General features: G+C 47.4%; 16 protein-coding genes and 1 CRISPR repeat array. Of the genes, 1 reads left to right on the top strand and 15 read right to left on the bottom strand.

The window, feature by feature from the left end; all coding sequences use genetic code 11:
• Nucleotides 1-3: 3 nt before the first annotated feature.
• A CRISPR array of direct repeats spans nucleotides 4-333; the repeat unit is 37 nt; unit sequence GTTTCAATCCCTCAAAGGGATTTTGGTGAATTTCAAC.
• A 264-nt stretch (nucleotides 334-597) separates the two neighbouring features.
• The 8 genes from cas2 to POG22_RS05895 all read right to left on the bottom strand — a co-directional run bounded on the left by cas2 (nucleotide 598) and on the right by POG22_RS05895 (nucleotide 10,574).
• Nucleotides 598-870, bottom strand: coding sequence for a CRISPR-associated endonuclease Cas2 (cas2, locus tag POG22_RS05930; RefSeq protein WP_063715741.1), 273 nt, complete (start codon nucleotides 868-870; stop codon nucleotides 598-600).
• Nucleotides 871-934: 64 nt separating this feature from the next.
• Nucleotides 935-1,939: a type I-D CRISPR-associated endonuclease Cas1d gene (gene cas1d / locus POG22_RS05925; protein WP_063715738.1), complete on the bottom strand. Its 1,005-nt coding sequence runs from the start codon at nucleotides 1,937-1,939 to the stop codon at nucleotides 935-937.
• Between the two features lie 307 nt (nucleotides 1,940-2,246).
• Nucleotides 2,247-2,840, bottom strand: coding sequence for a CRISPR-associated protein Cas4 (gene cas4 / locus POG22_RS05920; protein ID WP_063715737.1), 594 nt, complete (start codon nucleotides 2,838-2,840; stop codon nucleotides 2,247-2,249).
• Nucleotides 2,841-2,865: 25 nt separating this feature from the next.
• Complete coding sequence (gene cas6 / locus POG22_RS05915) at nucleotides 2,866-3,723, bottom strand: CRISPR-associated endoribonuclease Cas6 (RefSeq protein ID WP_498904144.1); 858 nt, start codon at nucleotides 3,721-3,723, stop codon at nucleotides 2,866-2,868.
• 3 nt (nucleotides 3,724-3,726) lie between these two features.
• The gene (gene cas3 / locus POG22_RS05910) at nucleotides 3,727-6,030 is read right to left on the bottom strand and encodes a type I-D CRISPR-associated helicase Cas3' (RefSeq protein ID WP_498904143.1); all 2,304 of its coding nucleotides are present in this window, start codon (nucleotides 6,028-6,030) and stop codon (nucleotides 3,727-3,729) included.
• Nucleotides 6,023-6,805: a type I-D CRISPR-associated protein Cas5/Csc1 gene (gene cas5d / locus POG22_RS05905; RefSeq protein WP_498904141.1), complete on the bottom strand. Its 783-nt coding sequence runs from the start codon at nucleotides 6,803-6,805 to the stop codon at nucleotides 6,023-6,025. The genes cas3 and cas5d (POG22_RS05905) overlap by 8 nt, the downstream gene beginning before the upstream one ends.
• Before the next feature lie 3 nt (nucleotides 6,806-6,808).
• A complete protein-coding gene (cas7d, locus tag POG22_RS05900; protein WP_498904140.1) occupies nucleotides 6,809-7,822 on the bottom strand; it encodes a type I-D CRISPR-associated protein Cas7/Csc2 in 1,014 nt (337 codons plus the stop codon).
• Between the two features lie 64 nt (nucleotides 7,823-7,886).
• Nucleotides 7,887-10,574 carry a CRISPR-associated protein Csc3 gene (locus POG22_RS05895; RefSeq protein WP_498904138.1) on the bottom strand — a complete coding sequence of 896 codons (2,688 nt, stop codon included), beginning with the start codon at nucleotides 10,572-10,574 and terminating at the stop codon, nucleotides 7,887-7,889.
• Nucleotides 10,575-10,696: 122 nt separating this feature from the next.
• On the opposite strand from POG22_RS05895, the gene POG22_RS05890 reads away from it, so the two are divergent.
• The gene (locus tag POG22_RS05890) at nucleotides 10,697-11,635 is read left to right on the top strand and encodes a helix-turn-helix transcriptional regulator (protein WP_498904136.1); all 939 of its coding nucleotides are present in this window, start codon (nucleotides 10,697-10,699) and stop codon (nucleotides 11,633-11,635) included.
• A 64-nt stretch (nucleotides 11,636-11,699) separates the two neighbouring features.
• Here POG22_RS05890 and cas5d (POG22_RS05885) read toward each other — a convergent pair whose 3' ends face one another.
• The 7 genes from cas5d (POG22_RS05885) to mntA form a co-directional block, all read right to left on the bottom strand.
• Nucleotides 11,700-12,413: a type I-D CRISPR-associated protein Cas5/Csc1 gene (cas5d, locus tag POG22_RS05885; protein ID WP_498904135.1), complete on the bottom strand. Its 714-nt coding sequence runs from the start codon at nucleotides 12,411-12,413 to the stop codon at nucleotides 11,700-11,702.
• 173 nt (nucleotides 12,414-12,586) lie between these two features.
• Nucleotides 12,587-13,591, bottom strand: coding sequence for a type I-D CRISPR-associated protein Cas7/Csc2 (gene cas7d / locus POG22_RS05880; protein WP_498904134.1), 1,005 nt, complete (start codon nucleotides 13,589-13,591; stop codon nucleotides 12,587-12,589).
• 46 nt (nucleotides 13,592-13,637) lie between these two features.
• Nucleotides 13,638-14,252, bottom strand: a complete 615-nt coding sequence (locus POG22_RS05875; RefSeq protein WP_498904132.1) for a hypothetical protein — start codon at nucleotides 14,250-14,252, stop codon at nucleotides 13,638-13,640.
• Entirely contained in the window at nucleotides 14,252-17,776 is a 3,525-nt protein-coding gene (gene cas10d, locus POG22_RS05870; protein WP_498904131.1) for a type I-D CRISPR-associated protein Cas10d/Csc3, read from the bottom strand. The genes POG22_RS05875 and cas10d overlap by 1 nt, the downstream gene beginning before the upstream one ends.
• Nucleotides 17,777-17,799: 23 nt before the next feature.
• Nucleotides 17,800-18,819, bottom strand: coding sequence for a PDDEXK nuclease domain-containing protein (locus POG22_RS05865; RefSeq protein ID WP_498904129.1), 1,020 nt, complete (start codon nucleotides 18,817-18,819; stop codon nucleotides 17,800-17,802).
• 12 nt (nucleotides 18,820-18,831) lie between these two features.
• Complete coding sequence (gene hepT / locus POG22_RS05860; protein WP_498904127.1) at nucleotides 18,832-19,272, bottom strand: type VII toxin-antitoxin system HepT family RNase toxin; 441 nt, start codon at nucleotides 19,270-19,272, stop codon at nucleotides 18,832-18,834.
• On the bottom strand, nucleotides 19,269-19,709 hold the full coding sequence (gene mntA, locus POG22_RS05855) for a type VII toxin-antitoxin system MntA family adenylyltransferase antitoxin (protein WP_498904125.1): 441 nt from the start codon (nucleotides 19,707-19,709) through the stop codon (nucleotides 19,269-19,271). The genes hepT and mntA overlap by 4 nt, the downstream gene beginning before the upstream one ends.
• Nucleotides 19,710-20,088: the final 379 nt, after the last annotated feature.

Here is a 20,088-nt window from a genome sequence, read left to right as displayed (position 1 = left end):
GATGTTTCAATCCCTCAAAGGGATTTTGGTGAATTTCAACGTCGAACATCCCCGTGAAGGGGGCGATCGCATCGTCTGTTTCAATCCCTCAAAGGGATTTTGGTGAATTTCAACGACGCATTTTAGGCTTAAGCATGACAACGGCAATCGTTTCAATCCCTCAAAGGGATTTTGGTGAATTTCAACTTAAAGCAAAAACCACTGTCACGGGCAACCCCAACAGTTTCAATCCCTCAAAGGGATTTTGGTGAATTTCAACCGAGCGATGCGGTATTTGGGGATTTACGGGCGCAACAGTTTCAATCCCTCAAAGGGATTTTGGTGAATTTCAACCCCCCTACCGTAGAACCTAGATACTATGCAGTTTTCAAGGTTCAGTTGCGCGTATCCCCCTAACAATAGCATCGATCGCGCTGAAAACACAACTCTCCTTGCGTCTGCCAATCCCGAAAACCTCTGCTCCATAAGCCTTACAGCGTTTGCGCGAATCGCCCCTTTGCCGCCAGCGCTCCAAACCCTCGCTCCATCAGCCATACAGCCTGTTTTTCCCACCGTCTCCCTCAAACACCCTCCCTATCGCGCAAATCGTTACAAAACTCAACAGAAAAACACTGTCGTATCCCTCGGAGGCGGACAGCCAATCCGTTCGACGGTTCCATGATGCTTCCCGCGCAAAAAATAAAACAGAATATTGTCAGTTTCCGGTTGAATCAATTTCTGCAACCGCCGCCGCAAACGGGCGTACTCCGTATCCGTCAAATCGCACTCGAACACGCTGTACTGCATCCACTCCCCATAAGACTTCAATACCTTATGAATCTTCGTGCGGCGCTTGTCCTCAGACACATCGTAACAAACGACTACGTGCATCATTGCTCGTTCTTCTCTACACAGCTTTATTTTCTAGGGGCGAGATTTTCTCGCCCCGACTCGCTCACCGCAACACCAGCGGCGGATATTTATCGGTTTCGCCCATCAAAAACTTCGCCAACAGCCGCCCCTGAATCTCAAACGCCTCCTGATAAGTACACTGACACCCCATGACGGGATGCTTGAACTTCGACTGTTTCTTTTCCTCGTAAGCCCGTAAAAACACCTTCAAACCGTCTGACGTCAGCGATACCGCCCCGCTAACGGGTTCTGTCTCGAAATCTCCCGGCGTCAACAGACGCTTGTTCGTCACCGCCAACGCCACCACATCCACCACCAAGGGGCGAAACTCTTCCATCACGTCCAAGGCTAAGGACGGACGACCGTAACGTTCGGTGTGAAGATATCCTAAATAGGGATCGAATCCGACGATGTTTAACGCGCTCTGGATGTCGTGACGCAGGAGTGCGTAACCTAGACTGAGTAAGGAATTAATTGGGTCGAGGGGCGGACGGCGATTGCGATGGGTGAAGCTAAACCCCTCTCCACGGACGAGTTGACCGAAACAGCCGAAATACGCTGCACTTCCGGCCCCTTCATAGCCTCGCAAACGATCGATATTGTGGGTTTTCTTTAACGCCGCGATCGCTCGGTGTAATTGCTCGATCGCTTCTCCTAGTGTCAATTCCGGGTTTTCGCGTTGTTTGCGTTGCAACAAACTGCGGTAATTTTTTAACTTCCCACGCACGAACCCTCGCACGGCGTCGGTGGAGATGGAGGTTTCTCCTGACGCTCCCCACTGGGCCCGACGCACGAAAATGTTGCGCGTGACTTCGGGTTCTAACCGCCCGCGATAGCGTCCGGTACGGGTTAGAAAACTCAGGGGAATGTTGCGATCGAGTAATTCTTCGACCACCGCTGGAGACACCGTCGCCCGTCCCAACACGACAATACCGTTAATTTTAATCAACGGAATGTCGAGGAGGCGATCGCGTTGGTATTTCACGCTCAACCGTTCGTCAACTTTTCCCAAAAATGCGTCTTCTTGGGTGATATACACGGTTCCCATTGTTGTTTCTCCTTATATATATGTACGATGAAATTCTCGTTCTCGAGAGGATAGGGCGACTGTAAAAAGGTGGTGCGTGACGAGCGATCGGTTTAAGGATTAACGCCCTATTTTTCAAGTCACGTACCCTTGTCTGTTGGCGGTGTACATTGGCGGTGCGTGACGAGCGATCGGTTTAAGAATTAACACCCTATTTTTCAAGTCACGTACCCTTGTCTGTTGGCGGTGTACATTGGCGGTGCGTGACGAGCGATCGGTTTAAGAATTAACACCCTATTTTTCAAGTCACGCACCCTACGGGCTGTCTTCACGCCTCTCTGTATCGGTCGACTTTGGCTGTGGCTTGCGGTAAACAACTGTCGTACAAACTGCATCCGCGACAGCGTTTGTCGTACGCCGCTGGGGGCATTTTTCCGGTGTGCAGCATCTGACGCACCGCCTCGAGGGTTTCAATCGTTTCTCGACGCAAGGCTTCGTCGAGTAATACGTCCTGTCGCTGGTGGGATTGCAGGGAATAAATATAACCTTTTGTGACTGGATTTCCTGTCATTTCTTCCAAACACAACCCTTGAGCGCAGACTTGTAAAGCATCGTTATCCCAAGGATTCGGACGCCCTCGCTTGTACTCTACGGGGTAAATTTCTCCTTCCTGAGACTCTACGAGATCGGCTTTTCCAACCAATCCGTAGCGTTCGGATTTAAGCCAAATCGATCGCACTTGCCATGTTCCGTCGCGAAAACTGTCTCCGAGGGTGTGAACGCGATCGTGTAACATCGTCCCCTCGACGGTGTAGGCGTTCTCGACGAATTCTCCGGCGCAAAACATCCGCCAGCAACGGTGAGGACAATAGGCGAAATGGTTCAGTGAAGCGATCGCGACTTCGGTTAATACTTCAGTCATGGTTCGTTATCCTATGTGCGAGATGTCATCGGGAATTTCTTCGTGCAACCCCCATTCCCATCGTGGTTTTTCGTCCGATTCCGGTATACAAAGCGTAATCCGCTAGGGCGTTTAGGGTTTGTATGGTTTCGGGGGCAACGTCTCCTAAAATGCGATAGTCGATGGTTCCGACAGCACCGATAAATTTGCCGGATTTGCCTTTTTTCCGAAAGTCGAAATCGACAATTTCGGTATGAATGTTGAAGTAGCAGGGAAAAACGAACTCTGTGGAAAATTCAGGTAATTCGATGCCGCTATATTTATTCCAAGAATTCAGCAAGCTTTTAAATACCGATTCGGCACTGGGTAAGGCGGTATCGTATTTTTTCTGTCGAAATGCGACGGGAGTGGAAAGCTGAAATGAAATGCGGCGGTTGTTATCTGAGGCGTTTTCGTAGAGTTCGGCGTAGGTGGCAGCGTTCGCCCAAGGTTGAATGGATTGCGGCGTTCCCAAAATGCTTGTAATCTGTAAATTCGCCGCGCCTAAATGCCAAGGTTGTCCCGAGTTGAGATTCAGCCACAGGTGACTTAGTTTTCCGAAAAGGCTATTGTCGAGGAGGGAAACACGCCACCAACAGGGGGTTTCCGGTTGGATGGGATAGCGATGCTGGAATTGTAAAATTGAGGGAATTGAAGGGCGGCGATCGCGGCGGGAGTGGCGCACCACTTGTAACGGCGAGAGTGTAAAGGCTTTGTTTGTTTTGGCTTCGTGAAGGTAGCTGGCGAGAGAGGAGTCTACGGCGTTGACGGCGGTGAGAAAAAGGGCGTGTAGGTGTCGCCCCGTGGCGTATTCGGGATAAATGGGAGTTTCGGGGATGAAGTTGAAAACGAGACTGTGAGGCATTGTTTAAACACACCAAAATTCTTCATTATCGGGACATTTTAAGGCAAATCCGGCGGCGGCGATCGCTAAAATTCCTGACAGACTCGGGAAAAAGGTATAGTTGTCTTCTCGTCCGCTGTAGTCGCTGACGGTCAGTGGATAGCAATCTAATCCTTGTTTTTTGAGTTTGAGAATTGCCCAGCGATTTTTTAGGTGTTCTTTGACCACAACGCCGGGAATGAGGGAAGATGTGAATTCTGCGGTTTTTGAGGTCGATCGCACGATTTCTCCGAGGTTGCGCTGGATTTGTAAATCCTCAAAAGCGTAGAGTTTTGCCAGTTTGGTGTTTTTAAAATCGTCGAGATCGGCGACTTTTAAAAAGAAACTCAGGTTGTAGGCTTGTTTGGCGCGATCGAGGACGAGAATGCGATCGCCGTCTGAGACAAATTCGTAAAATCGTAAAAGATGCAGGGGATCGAGATTGGTTTCGCCGCAGTTGTCGAGAAGAAACCCTTGAGGATCTTCAATTTTGACATTCTCAAACAAACTGTCTCGAAAGCGAAAGAGCGGTGCGTAACTGGTTTGTAAAATGGTGGCGTACTGTTTGAGTCGTTCGGTTAGATTGCGATGGTTGCAGATTGCTGATTCTAATTCCTCAATCGAGGTTGTTCCAGAATCGATCGCGTCTAATTCTTCTGGGCAATGGGCTTTGAGAAAACTCCTGACGCAGTTTTGACCGCCTTTGATATACTTCCAGTCTTTTTGAATTTTCTCGATCGAGGTTTTAGAAATGTTTTCTGCACCTTGTAATACTTTCATGCGTTTTCGATAGTATTGCCAATCTTGACTGCCTCCTAACAATGTTTGAAGAGTGTGATATAATTGAGGAATAAACGTTTCTCCTGGCGTGTTAACGAGGTCAGTTTCGAGTTCGAGCAAGGGACGCGCGATTTCTAAAAAGGCTTCGGAACGCCAGTAAATTTCGAGAAACGGTCGTTGCAAACAGTCGAGAGTTTCGAGGGTTTCTTGAAGTGCCTTGCGTCCGCCAGAAAGGTCGAGATCTTGAAGTCCTTGTTGCCAAGCATCTTCGGGTAAATAGACGATCGCATCGGAAGAAACGTCGGTTTTGACCTTTCCTAAAACTCGCCCCACTCGTCCGATGCGCTGCCAAAAGGAGAATCGATCGCGAGAGGAGAAAATTAACCAGTCTAGGTTTTGGCGATCGCGATCGATCTTTCGCTCGAAGTTGAATCCAACATCAACGGTACTGGTGGCGAGAATGACTTGTTTTTGAGCGGCTTTAAAGCGTTCCTCTTTAGGCGTATCTCCTGTGATACGTCCGCAGTCATCAGCATATCCGCGATCGCGTAATTCTTTGGCGATGGCGTTGAGGGTATCTTTGGAATCTAAGATGACTGCACCGTTGTCGTCGGGACGTTTTTCAAGGCGATCGCACACTTCCCAGACAATTTCTCGCACGATTTCGTCTTTTTCGGGATAGGATCGAATTGCTAAATTTACTCCGGTTTGAGAAGGAATCAAATTTTCGGTGTTCTGCTGTCCGTCAATGCGATCGATGCGAACGCCGTCAATTTTTAGAGTTTTCAACGCCGCCTCACAAGCGGGTTCGGGTGTCGCCGTAAGTAAGACAACTTTCCGGTTGTATTGGAAATAGCCGAAGACGTGAGAAACTGCTAAATAAAACAGTAAACTCACTAACTGCTTGGCATCGTACAGGTGAAACTCGTCGAAAATCACCGTCGCGAAACTTTTATAAAAGACGCTGGCGATGTTCGATCGATCTTGTCGATTGTATTGAAAAAATGCCGCGTAATAAAAAATATCGGGATTCGTCACCAACAAAATCGGTCGTCCACCGCCACATTCGGGAAACAGCGTCGCAGGATTCAGCAAAACGTTGTAAATTTTCTCCCCCGAACGCTTTCCCACGCGATCGTCCGGCCAGGCTTTCACCTCTTTCGCCGACGCCGCTTTCACCACATGGGGCAAACCGGCATCTTTCACAAACCGTTTGGCGGCTTCAGTTTGTTGTTCGACGAGGGCGTTCGTCGGTGCGACATACACGACGTTTCGCTGGGAATTTTGTAAAATAACGCTGAACCCCGCTTTGGTTTTTCCCGTTCCCGTCGGAGTGAGAACGAGAATAATATCGTTTTCCTTGGCCGCTTCAAAAACATCGATCTGATGCTGTAACGCTTTTCCGCCAAAGGCTCGTTTTAGCGGTTCGGGAATTTGGTTTTCCGAACTCGCTGCAATGCTGGCCGGTTCGAGGAAAATCTCGAGCGGTGTTGTTTTGAGGTTATTCACGATCGCATCCTCCTAGAAAGTTCAAATTTGCTGGAACGATAAAGTCTCCGATTTGCCACGCTGCACCGCGAAATTTCAAATTTTTTAACAGCGACACGGGAGGAATTGCCATTAAATCGAAAGTAAAGAGTTCGAGACAAGCGGGTAAATCTGCCGAGTTGAGATAGGTGTTGCAACGATAGGTATCGACGGGAAGTTGTCGGATGGGTAACGCCTCCCCAGTTTCGACGCGAACTTTGCTGGTAAATTTGCCCACGCGGACGTATTCGGGAAGTTCGCCATCACCGAAAACCAGAGTCTCAAAGCGGTTTCCGCGATCGATAACGCGCAAGCGTCCCGTTTGTGGAAAGTTACTCGGACGGTAGGTGTTGGGTTTTTTCCCGGTTCGCTTGAGCGGTAAGTCTTCCCTGGCGGTGGCGACGCGGTTGTTCGTCATGGCGTACCAGTAGGCATCGGACAGGGCGTTAAATCGCTCGAAACGGTACGAGGGACTGTTTTCGACAGGCCAGGCGGGGAGAACGTAGCGTTTTCCCGACAACGGCGTGAGATCCTCCCGATATCTCGGGCGTCCGGTGTCTTTCCCCGTCAGGCGATAGGGGGATCTCGCCCAACCGAGGGCGTAGGCGAGGGCGTAGTTCCCGATCGCTCCTTCGGTATAGTAGGTGTCGGAGAGTTCCCGCGAGGCGAAAAACACGGGTTCGGCACACCACAATCGAACGATTCGGGCAGTAGTAAAGGGTGGGGAATCGGTCAGCGTGAGGTTTTCCGATTGCATGACTTATTCCTCAGATTTGTTTTTGCGTCCTTTCTGACTCGATGCGTTTTTGATTTGGCGATAGGGTTGATAGGAGGCGTCTAATCGTTTGAGAAAGGTTTCTCGTTCTTCCATCGACCAATGGCGATCGATATCGTCAACAACTTGTTCGAGTTCTTCGGCAGACAGTTTCACTGAAATTCCCCGTTTGTTCGTCCAAGAATTGAGAATGGGTTGGGTGGCGTCGATGAGGGTTGCGGTGTCGAAGGGGTGTTCGAGGGGAACGTTTTCGGCGACGAGGCGATCGTAAATTCCTTGCACGAGTTCGAGAGAACTGGGCAACTCTGTAATGCCGCCAAATACACCGAGAATTTGGTTTTCCATGCGTCCGACGCGACTGGATACCGCTCCGTAACGAGTGGTTAGCAGGAGATTTCCCAAGGCGTAACGCAACTCGTCGGCGGTCACGTCTTTGAACGTAACGATATCGAGAAAGTGAACGCCAGGTTTGATATATTCGCTGGTGTTGAGAGCGGTGGAGGCTTTGCCTTCTTCATCCCGCATGGTTCCGGTTTCAAAGACAGCGTTAATGGTGCGATCGCCGATTAATTCGCTCGAAGGTAAAACGCTAAACGCATCTTCTGTCCAAACGCGACTTTTTTGCGCCCCTTCTCCCCCAGCGGCAAAACCGTACAAAAAACAGTCTACGCACATTTCACAAGGAGCGTTGGTGTTGAGCGAGCAAGGAGAATGACTTTTCGGAGCGGGATAAAGCAGCTCGTGGCTTCGTAAAAATTCCCGTCCTCGACGCCGTTCGGGTGCGATTTGTTTGCGCTTTGTCATCACCAAACGTAGAATTGATTCTAGATTTTGAACGCCAGCTCGAACTGACTCGCGACACATGGGTTCGCCAGTTCCTTCGGTTCGGAAAATGGTTTCCGATTGAGTCGTCCGAAGTACGACAACACCAATAGTTCGACCTTTGGGAAAGTTTTCGTAATTGGGAGCGAGGAAGGATTGTAATTTCTCGATCGACATTTTCAATTTCTCCAATGGGGTTTAATGTGTAGATTGACTTGAAGACAAAATTCAACAATTTCGTCTATTCGGACTTGTCTTTTTTAGAGTTGAGTTCTTGACGAGCTTCCTGTAGGAAAAACAGATACGCCGCTTCGAGGGTTTTGCTGTCCGTCAACAACCGTTCGGGACGAGAGTTATAAACCTCTTCAAACAGCTTTTTCAAAACATCGTAAAACTGTTTGACTTGTTCGTATTTCGTCGCTCCGACATTATGTTCTCGAATGCGATCGAGCCGGGTGTGATATTGCTGAACCAGAGCCGCAAACACGGTATCCCAGTCCATATGAGACTTTTTCGATCGCACCGCTTTGATAAATTCAGAAAACGGCTCGGATTGAGCAGTTCGACGAAACGAACTCCCCCGCAGCTTACCCACTTCAGCAATATGTGCTGCTTGTTTCAAATAGTTAGAAACGCACGTATGTTCCTCTGACATAAGATTCTCCAGTAATTGACGTAACGGCTCTCGAATTCGTCGCCAAACGGCTTCTAAGTTCGGATCGTCTTGTTCTCGTAAAACCCAGCGCAACAGAACGTAATAAAAATCGAGCGGACGCGCGGCGGTACGCGCTAGATCGTACAGACAATCATCTTTTTTCTGAAGACTCGAAACCGAAATCGCCAGTTTTCCGATGCAACGCAATCGTTCTAAAACTCGCTCGGCGGTCAGCGCATTTTGACGCTCGTTTTCGAGTAGATGACCCTCTCGCTGATAGCGTCCGTTCCCGAGTAATGGCTGTAACGACGAAGGAATTCCTTCGACTTGTCCGAAATCGTCCCAGTTGGGTTTGATTTCTAAGTTGGAACTCAGGATAAACGGAAATCCTAGATCGATCGCCAAACTCATTTCTAAAGCCAGTCGTAAGGACTTTAGTAGCGAAATGGAGTGATTCACATCGCCCCAAATCACGGGAATTGTCACTGTAGAATTCACGAAATCGGGACGTTTGGGAAAGGCAAATCCGACGACTTTATTGGCTTTAAAAGCCAGTTCGTTATTTCGATACAGTTCCAATTCGTTAACCGTCACTGTTCCCTCTTCGTTAATTCGAGCAGTGTCTCTAAGAAAATCGCGCCAAATTCGACGCAGTTCGACACTGGAACCCGTCGGAAGTGCAAACTGTAAATAAATCGGCTCTTGTTTGACACTTTTCGGAAAATTCGCCCCCACCGCCATCAACTGATAACTGAGAGCGGTGAGTGTATCGCCTCGCCGTTTCGGTTCTGCACTCATTCCCCCCGGAAGGCGATTTGAAAATGCCTGAACTTTCGTTTCTGGGGGCATTTTTCGGGAAATCAACTCGTCAATCCGATCGGAAGTGGTTCCTAAAGAACATCGTTGGCGAGGATTGGCTTCGATGTAAGCGGTTAACTCGTCGATACCAGGGAGCGATCGCAGTATGGGAAGATCGAGCAGTTGTCGAACGGTGTCGATGAGTTCTTCGGAAACTTCTACAGTTTCAGTGGTTCGCAGTTGAAACGAGTCTTGTAATGCGGCGTAGACGCTTTCTAATCCACCCGAAACGGCTTGTGCGGCAAACAAACCGCGTCCGTATTGAGCGTTAAAGGGTTCGAGGGCAATTCGCTGTTCTGGCGAAAGTCTAACGCGATCGGCAATGCGATCCCAAGCCTCTTTGGGACTTATTTCGGCTTCTCGATAACTGAGATAGACCGCTTTTAAGCCTTCAGAAATCGCAAACTCGTCAGAATTAGAAACGGGATACAAGCCAAGAGTGGCGGCGATCGCGACAGCTTCTTCTCCAGCATCGTTACTGTATTTTTCAAGAGTCGATCGAACTTTATCGGCTTTGTAGCTCCTGGCTTTTTTAACCAGAAGTTCGTCAACGGCTTCGAGTGCGTCGTCTGGATTTTGTTGAATGGCTTGCGAGTCGATTTTAATACCGTCTTTACTGGCTTTAACCAGTTGCTTGACGTTGGAACCAAAGACGCGATCGATCTGTTTTTGCCATTCTCGAGCAATATCAAAGACGATGTTGTCTTCGGGAAAGGTTTCGCCGAGGAAAATTTCGCCGTCGGGTTCGATCGCCAAGGGAATTAAACCGCGATCGCATAAGACTTTTTCGCAAGCGGACAGCAGCAGCGAGGTGAAGTAACCGCGATCTTCGGCTAAACTGACGCGAAACAACTCGCAAGGCCGTTGAAGTGCGATCGTCAACTTATTGGCAACTTTGCGAATTCGCTTTTTCTCGTCAATTCCTAAATCGAATAAATCCGCTGCCACTACCATCGCCGACCATCGATCGATATTGGGATCTTCGGGAAAAAACCGCATTCCATCGCTAACGTTGTGGTCGGAGTGACGTTCGATAATCCGGCGAACCCATTCGAGATCGTCGTCATTGCGAACGAAGTCACCGACACAGGCGCGATCGAGTTCTTGGCGGAGAAAGGAGCGATCGCGAGCGAGGGTTTTGACGTTGCGTTCGCGAGGGTCGAGTTTGTTCAAGTCGTGAACGGCGATCGCCGCCAGAAGGAGCGATCGCTTCTCTTCTGGAACCTCGGCGATTTTGCTAACCGTGAGGACGAACTGACAGGCGGAGTCGAGGTGTTCGGCGAGACTTCGACCTCGACGACTGCCGTATTGAGCGTGTTTGCCGTGGTTTTGGTAGAGTTTGGGACGAATTTCGCTGAAATACCGTTCGTCGAGAGACTGGGGTTGACCTGGAACGAGGTCGAACAGACGGGTCATCGGTGATCCTCCCCGTTGAAAAAACACTGCAACTTGCAGCTCGGAATTCAATCTGCAATTACACTAATAATAGTGTTGCACCTGCGACCCAGAATGTCAATATTGTAATTACACTTTTTTTGATGGCACGCAAAAAAGAGACGATTACACTGTCAATTCCCCCAGGAACCAAGGCGCGACTGGAGGCGATCGCCCGTCGTCTCGGCATCATGTGGGGCAAATCTCCCAGTATTTCCGGTTTGATCGTCGCGATCGCCGAGGAACAGTACGAAATCGGCGAACCATTTGCACTGACACCTCAACAAGTGGAGGTTCTGAAACAGGCTGTGAATCTCTTTATCGATACAGGTTCCCTCGAACCGGCGCAAACCGTCTTACAACTCATTCTCGATCGTGGCTATTTAGACAATGTTTTTATCGAGCAGGTTTCTCGCGAAACGTCTCTGTTACAACTCATTCTCGATCGCGGGAACTTAGACCCCTCTCGCCGTCAAGATCTCATGCGGAAAACCAGTCAAACCGCTCAACCCTGGCGCGTTGTCGTCGAAGAATACCTGAGAAACCGCCAATCCTTTCGCGTTCTCTATCGCAACAGCCAAGGAGAAGAGTACACGTACACCGTTCGTTACGCTCAGTTCGATTTTCACGAAAAACGTTACTATCTACAGGTTTGGTGCGACGAAACCGAAGATATTCGAGACAGTCCGTTTCCCGAACTGCTACACAATCGCTGTCTGCGGCTCGATCGCATTCAGTCGATCGTCCCCACAGACGCACCCTGGCGAGAAGATGGCTTAGATACCATCAAAGTACACTTACACTTTTATCGCGGCATGGTCAAAGCCTACGAAGGTCAAGAGAACGTCGATCTCGAAAACCGAGTTTTCAAAGACGATCGCCAGAAGGAGGTTCGCCAGGTGGTGCGTCGCGTCGCCAACCCCTTCTGGTTAGCCAGAGACATTCGACGCTATGGCGAAGATTGCGAAGTTGTCGCTCCCGAAAGCCTGCGTCAACTGATGATGCAAGAATATCGAAAAATGCTCGATCGATATTCTTCTTAATTCCCTACGTCTCAGATGGCGATCGATTCGATTTTAGAGTCGGATCGATCGTCGAGAATACCCGTCACGAACTAAATCGATAGGTCATATTTGCCGGAAGAGCGATCGTTTCTTTCTCCAATTGAACCTCATAAACATTACCTTGTAGTTTGACGTTCCGAATCAAACTCACAGGTGGCATATTAATCGTATCAAAACTCATCACGCGATGGGAAAACATTACGTCGAGGGGATTGAGCGGATAAGGAACCGTCACCGATCGATTTTCTCGATAAGTCGGTTTGGGGAGAGGTTCCGCGTTCACCGCCGCTTTACTCATCCATTTTCCTAAGCGAATCCATTTTGGAAATGGTAACTCAGTCTCAGAAATTACAAAACATTCAAACTCACTTTCCGGTGCAATTTCCTTGGCTCGTCCGAAACTGGGAATATTTTTCTGTGTTTTCTGCATTTCGACGTGATAGCGATTGTCTGCATATTTCCACGTCTGCAAAACAGCAGTGTGATGGATCGATCGCGCGGGAGTCACGTAAATTCCGCGATGGTTGAGTTGGCTCAAATGTGCCTCGTATTGAGGGACTTGATGGCGACAAAAATATCGATACTCATTGTCTGTTTCGACACGAGTGCCGTAGCGATCGCTATCGACGAATCCCAACGCATAACACAAGGCGTAATTGTGCAAAATCGGCTCAGTTTCGTACAGCCGTCCGATTTCCCGCGTCGCAAAATACAAACTGTCGTGAAGTTCGAGACGACAGCGATAAATATAAGTCACGATCGACATCTCCAAATCATTGTGTAGGGTGCGTTAGGCGGAGAAACAAAGTGTGTCTAAAGACGAACCATTTTATTTCCGCCGTAACGCACCGTTGTCAAACCCATTCCCCAAGTTATTGTATCGGGTTCAGAAACAAATTTAATTTTTGCCGTAACGCACCCTTCAATTAATTAAGAGCGAGCCGTAGATTTCTTGCTCTTAATATGAGCTTTCTCGTAAGCCTTGGCTTCTCGGTCAGCCTGTTGCAAAATCGATTGAATTCCCTCTTCTGAAGAAGTCAAAGACTTCACCTCTGCCAACAACGACTGAAACTCATCGCCAATAAAATCGGTATGCACGATAAATTCTTCATTCATCAATTCTTGAATTGCCTCCGTCGCCTTTTCCAAAACTATATCTTCGTCGAGAGGATCGATCGACTCGAGAACTTCCGATGGCAAGCGATCGAAAATTGCCTGAGTCCAACGCAAGTTACTGACAATTTCACCGTCGGCAAATACCACCCCTAACAACTCGTTGCGAACTCGTCCCGTCCGGGTAGTTTGTGCGCCGTAATGCCGCGTCCGTAAAATGTTATTAAAAACATACAAGAAACTGGCTTCCGTCGGATCGCGCAAAGTGACAATGCTGGGAAAAAACACTTGCGGACGAATGTGATCCTGTTGGTTAATTCGACTCGTCACTTCACCGGGTTTAGAACCCGCTTCTCCCTTAGACGCCATCGTACCGCTTTCGTAGGGTGCGTTGAGAGTAAAGGCTTCGTGAGACTCGTCAAATGGCGTGATGGAAAAGGCAGTATCGACCACCACTTTCGACTTTTCTGAACCCGAATCACCGATAGCAAATCCATAAATAATACAGTCGGGATTGTCCATGCCAAATTTGACGTTATATTCGCACTCTTCGGGTTTCACCAGTTCGTATTTCCGCAACAGTTCCCGTCCCACTAAGCGTTCTGGCGTGGATTGTTTGCGTTTGAACATGGACAGGCGACTGATGGTTTGTCGGTTTTCAATTCCAGCACGAACGCGAGCTTTGTTGAGTTCGCCATCAGTTTGAAACAAGGGGTAAGATTCTGTCACGCGAAGGGTCAGAAAATGAGCGTATTTTCCCATCGGTTTGTAGGGAATTTCGCTGTGAAAGAATTTGGAATCGAGAGTTTTGAGAAATGCCATAAGTTGGGTGTCCTTAAAAAATTGAAATTGAGAGGATTGCAGGATTTCAAGAATCCGACTTGAGGGACTGAACGAGAATTCGCATGAGCGAATCGAGATCGTTGGGAACTCGGTAGCTATCTAATCCTTGTTCGATGTGTTGTTGTCTTCGATCGATCCGTGCAAATTGCCAAATTGTCCCCGTGGTGACTGCACCGACAAAATGAGATTGTGGGTTATCGACTTGCCATCGATCGAGCGCAATGAGTTCGGCGACAAGCTGAGTAAAGCCAAAGTCCAAGTCTCCTTTTTTAGCTTCAACGACTAAAAGCTTCGAGTGATTTTCGAGCAAATAGTCAAAATAGCCTTGTAATTGTCGATCGACCTGCACAGAATACTCGATCCGAAGTTCGGATTTGGTGTAATGAATCAGATCGAGAAGAACGGGAGAAATGAGAACTTCTCGACGGCTGGCTTCGTTGGACAAATCGCAGTATGGCAGAATTTCAACGAACCGCGATCGCAAATCTTCGAGGCGATCGAGTTCCTGGGAATACTGCGGAAGTTCGAGCCAAGTTCGAGTTAAGCTATAGCCAAACTCTTTCGCCAAATCCTTCGGAACGATTTTCAGATCGAAAAATTTACTAAATGTGTAAGTCTGGTTCGGATCGAGTAACGGCATTATTCCTTCTCAGTTTTCGCCTCAGATGCTTGTTTTTGCTCTTTATCAGCCTTATTTTCCTTGTCTTGTTCGAGGCGGTAAAGAAATTCGCAAGTATCGCGAAGTAAGTTGAGTTGAGTTCCCGCCAAACGCGCGCGATCGCCTTTAAACGCTTTCTCAAATACCTCTTCCACGAAGTAGCGAGAAAACTCTAAAACCGCTTGACGTTCTGCTTCGCGATCTTGAATTTGCCAATAGCCTTCAGCAGTAGAGGCGCGAACGCGATCCATGAGTTTGAAGACTTCCGCCGCAACGACAGCGACTAGGGTTTCTCCGTGAAACACGCTTGTTTCTGCTTTTAACAGCGTATCTGAGGCAATATCGATCGGTTTGAGAACGGCGTTCGATTTGGGATTGTACTTTTTATTGGCTCGATAAAATTTGCGATACAATTCGACGAGTTTTTTCGGATGGTTGAGGGGTGATTCAGTTCCCACAGTTAATGTCTCCAAAGTTCGATCGACCTCAACATAAGGGTCAAAACAGGGGTACAAGTCATAGACGTACAGTTGAATTCGTTTGGGACTCGGTGCGTCGGTTTCCCGCGCACGCGATCGTTTGGCAAGATAGGAAAATACATAAAGCGGACTGGTTTCTAAATTGTTGGCAAGTTCGGCGAATTTTCCCCAGTTGGCATCGTAGCCTTTTTTACCTCGTTTAATATTGACATCGAGATGAATTGTATAAGCGGCGGTGAGAGTATTGAGGGGAGACGGATGAATAAAGTCTTCGAGTTCTGAAGTTTCGCGATTTCGGACGAGTTCCGGCCAACCTTCGAGGAGGTGGTGAAGTCGGAATCGATCGCGTTTTAGCAAAACTCGAAACGCCTGGGGTGCGCTGTCGAGAAAAACCGTTTCTTCAAATTCTGCACCATCGCGAAATGGCGGAATTGGCGATTCGGAAACTACAGTTTTGACATCGAGAATATTGGGAAATGCTAACGCTAACCAAGCTGGCATCACCCAAGATTCAGTATCGGTGGGTTCGCGTCCGGGAGGTAAGGCAATAAAGTAAAAGGTGAGCGGTTTGTCTTCTGGATAAGACAGTTTGAAAGTGCGATCGCTCTTGCGATTGGGATTGCCTTCCGGTAACTTGACTTTCTCTTGTAAATCTTCGTCGATGATAAACGCATCGACGGTTTGATAGCGTTCGAGACTCAAATCGGCTTTGAGTTCTTTCGGGTCGATAAAGCGATCGCGAATGGCTGCATTGAAGCGAGTTTGTGCGATGTTAGCATAGGCACGAGCGATGAAATTGTTAGTTTCTGGTGTAAAATAGTAAGTTGGGTAAAAATAGAGATAGCGATATTTTCCATCTTCAAATCGTTTACCAACCGTTTGAGTCTGATTCATCAGAATTTGTCGCAACATCATTTCCGTTCCCGCAATGCTAGAGATGTTGCGTTTGGCGTTAGACCCTCCCAACATTTGTTTGTTGGTATACACTTGCGGCGTGAACAATACGGCGGATTCCATTTGTTCGCTGACACTGTAAGGAGAGTGAGAGAGAGAACAGAGGAGTTGACGGCCACGACCGGGTTTTTTAGCCGCTTGGTAGTTCTCGAGTTCTTTCAGGAAAATTTCGGCTCGATCGTCGGTATTTTCGTCGCGAGTTTGACCGGGTAACACCACCACTCGCCGCGTCCAGTCTCGTAAGTCGTCCCAACCGTCGGCGAGGTCGTATTCAGCGACAATGGGAGCAGTTAACTGAAGAACGAAGCCGATAATTTGTTCGCCGATTTTTTGAATATCTTCATCACTTTGTCCGGGGTTTTCTTCAAGGTACTTCGCGGCTAGAAAATACCACTCGTAAGGAACACCACCAGTATTTCCTTTGAGTTTTAGGCGTTTTAGGGTTTCGTTAATTTGTTGAATTTCGCGGATTTGGGGAATATAGCAATCGAGTTTCCACGCTTTGGCAATTTCGATAATAAAATTGGGGTCGGGAAGTTTGGCAATCGCTTCTTTGGCTTTCTTTCCTTTGTGGGTTTCCTTTAAATAGGCTTCAATGCGCGATCGCCGATCGCCCCAAATTTTACGAGTTGCCACATCTCCAAATTCAGCAATACGATCGATCCGAATGTCGTCCTCAAAGTTGAAATCGTAATTTTCTGAGAGAACCCCTTGAGTTTGAAATTTTTTCAGGTTGTCGCTGCGACTTTTAGAAACTGGTTTTTTATTTTTGAGAATCCGAAGCGTCGCATCGAGTGCCACTTCCATCAAGCCGCGATCGTCAAAAAACTGACTGTAGTAATCGGCGTACTTCATTCCCTTTCCATCGCGACCAAATCCCGTTTGTTTGCGACAAAGTTCACCTGCACAGAGAGTTTTAATGCTAGAAACCACGCGATCGGGTAAATCGTCTAACGAAACTTGCTCTGCATTTTTGGGAGTCATATAAATGACACCTGTGGGAAGATAGAGAAGAGGTGTATAGTCGAGTTCGCGATGTGCGTCCATCACGGCGTTGTTAACGATGTTAGTGAGAACGCCTCGGTTTTCAGAAATGGCGTGATAGGTAAATTTGAGTTCACCGTCACTGAGTCGATCGAGAACTTTTAAAAGACTGCGTTTCTCGACATCTTGGGGATGTTTGATAATCGACGCCAGACGATCGGCGAGACAGGTGAGATCGATGAGACTCTTTAAGGTTCGATCGCGAAGTTCGGGATTTAACCCGGTATTGGAAAAATTGAGATTCGTATCGTTTTGCGCTTGTGTGTTGTAGGCGATCGCAAGCAGATCGTCGCGGTAGGTTCGCCACTGCTGGGGATTGTCGGGAAATAGGAAGCGATCGATTCCCAACGCGGGAACGAGAACGTCAAACAATTGGCGATGTTCGTCGAGGGACAGTTTGCGAATGTCGCGATCGATATCTCGACTCATTCCCCGGTAAGCATCGGGAATTTCAGGGATGCGATGGTAGTCGAATTTTTCAAAGTCGTGGAGAACGAATCCCGCCAGTCCGATTTTTCGGCTAAAGTCATCGATAACTCGGCGAACGGTGGTATTGAGCGTTTGCAATTTACGCTCGATCGCGTTGGCGGGAAACAGTCCGTTGAGAATATGGGTATTGAGCGACTGATCGGCGGCGTTGTCGCGACGAACCGATTTATGTTCTTCTTCAGTGTTACCGCGACGAACTGCTTCAATTTTTTTGATGGCTGCTCGTCGATCGAGTTCTTCAAAAAACCATCCCCCTTTCGCCGTCACGCCGATGGTGTATTTAAGTAAGTTGGGTAATACGAACTTCGCAAACTCCGCCATCACCAAATCTTCAGGATGGGTTTTGTCAATCGCTTCTTGTAAGAGTTTAAGCGTGAGCAGTTCGCTGGAGAGTTCGATCGTGCGATCGCCTTCTTCCTCCGTCGATCCAAGATCTTCGGAACTCAGCGACTCGAAATCAAATTCTTCAAATTCTTCGGGATTGTTCGTCATGTCAAATAAGTTGAGTTGTTGGGAGTTTTCGGGAGATTGAGAAGACATCACACGTCCTGTTTCACTAAGAATTACTGAATGTTATCGAGCAGTTTTGCCACTTGTTCGGGAGCCGGAAGTTGCTGTTTGAGTTCCTGGGGAACGCTTGAAACAACTTTATACGTCGCCACACCAATCGGTTTGTTGGAATCTCTCAGGGTATATTCGACAATTGTTTTGTTTTTGGACTTACACAAAATGATGCCAATAGATGGGTTTTCGTCAGGAAGTCTCACCGTATCGTCTAACACCGATAAATAAAACTGCATTTTCCCAACATATTCCGGAAGAAATTTACCGATTTTGAGTTCGACAGCCACCAAACATTTAAGCTGTCGATGATACAAAACCAGATCGATGAAATATTCTTCGTCTCCAACTTCCACGCGATACTGACTTCCGACGAAAGCGAACATCCCTCCCATTTCTTGTAAAAAGGGTTCGACTCGCGTTAGGATTTCGGTTTCGAGTTGGCGTTCGCTGTAATCGTCGCTGAGTTCGAGAAAATCGAAAGTGTACTCGTCTTTAACAGCGAGTTTGGCTTGGTTGCAAACGTCTTCAGATAAGGCGTTGTCAAAGTTAGTTTGGTTAAGAAGCGTTTTTTCGTAAGTTTGATTTTCAATTTGGTGAATGAGTACGTTTTTCGTCCAGCCAAATTTACGAGTCATGCGAAGATAAAACTCGCGTTCGAGATCGTCTTTACACTTTTCTAAAATAACGATGTTGTGCGTCCAACCAATTTCTCGCACTAATGGTGCGAGTTTTTCATTTGAAGCGTAAGTTTCGTAAAAAAGTCGCATTCTCCAGAGGTTTGCTGCTGAAAATCCGCTAATCCCCGGAAACTCAGACTGTAAATCCTTTGCGAGTTGCTGAACGATCGATTTTCCCCAGGTTTCGCCTTGTTGTCGGGTGACGATGGTTTTGCCAATATCCCAGTACAGTGCGATGAGTTCTTTGTTTACCGCTTTGAGTGCTTGATATTGTGCGTCTCGAATTCTTTGTTTGACTTCTCTGAGTAAGGTTTTGTAGTCTTCGGGAGTTGATGTAGTCATGGTTGTATCGAGTTACTCGACTAGATTCGATTGCTGAAGATAAACTAACATTGACTTTTGATATTTTGGGTAATCTTCAAAGATATTAGAAATCGATCGATGAACGATTTTTGAATCGATTTCTTCGTAAAGATGTACGAGAAGATTTCTCAGTTTGATAGATTCCTGTAAATTTCGAGCCAAAGATGGTTCGATAATATTGAGTTCGACTAATCCCAAGACAGACTCGTTACTCGTTTCTGGTAAGGGTCGCCTCAAGCATTTTAAAATATAAAAGTTTAAGTCGATTCCAACTTGTACGATTAGCTGGATTAAACGTTCGACATAGCGTTGATATAAAGTCGAATTCAGATACTCATCTAAAGAGATCGATCGAACCTTTTCCAGTTCGTTTAGATAGTTATCCATGTAATTGAGTTTGTTGAGGACGACGGCTGGATCGATACGGCTCATAATCCCCTTCGTTGTAAGGAAGTTTCTAATTTTTGAGTCATGTTTTGACAAAATTCTCGAAGCTGTTCTTCGCTCATTAAGGCTCGATCGCGAAAGGCTGCAAACAGTCCCGGTTCCCGTTCGTAAATAACTTGTCCGTCGCGAGCGATATAGTGCGCGATTAAATCCGAACAGCGATCGATCTCCACTAAATCGATATTGTCGCTGGAAATCCCAAAACAGTCGCTGAGAATTCCCGCATCTCGAAACCAGCCAAATCCTTCAACGGTTTTTTGGCGAAGTTCTTCGTCGTAAAGTGCAGCGAAATCCCAATCACTTTTGGTGTGGGTGTCTCCCCTGGCTCGAGAACCGAAGAGAACCAGCATTTTGAGATAGGGGATTTCTTGAAGCAGGCGATCGAGGTTCGATCGAAGTTGTATCAATAAAGACGTTGTCATATCACGAAGTTTTCATTTTCCTTATTTCTTGGAGAGATGAAGAGGAAGAGGAAAGAAGTCTGTAAGTCGTACTAAAACTATGTCAGTTTAATGGTGACTGAACCAGCCATAATGGGGGTTCGAGATGACCTACGCCTGAACTTAGTACTGAAAGCTATTCATTTTCTTTCCTCTTCCTGTAGGGAGAGGAACTAGACCTCTCCCACTTCAGTATCGTTTGGCCGCTATTTTATTTTTAGGCTCTTCCGAAGTTAATATGCAAGAAATCGCTGAAACCCTTACAGAGCAATAGTTTTTGCTAAACTGTATAAAAAGAGAACTCAAATCGCGAAATCCCTTTCCAGATGGAGACTACAGGCATTTACCCTACATACCAAGG

The sequence above is a fragment of the Geitlerinema sp. CS-897 genome (assembly GCF_028368005.1).
GTDB lineage: Bacteria > Cyanobacteriota > Cyanobacteriia > Cyanobacteriales > Geitlerinemataceae > Baaleninema > Baaleninema simplex.
This window is presented reverse-complemented; position numbering and strand designations above follow the sequence as displayed.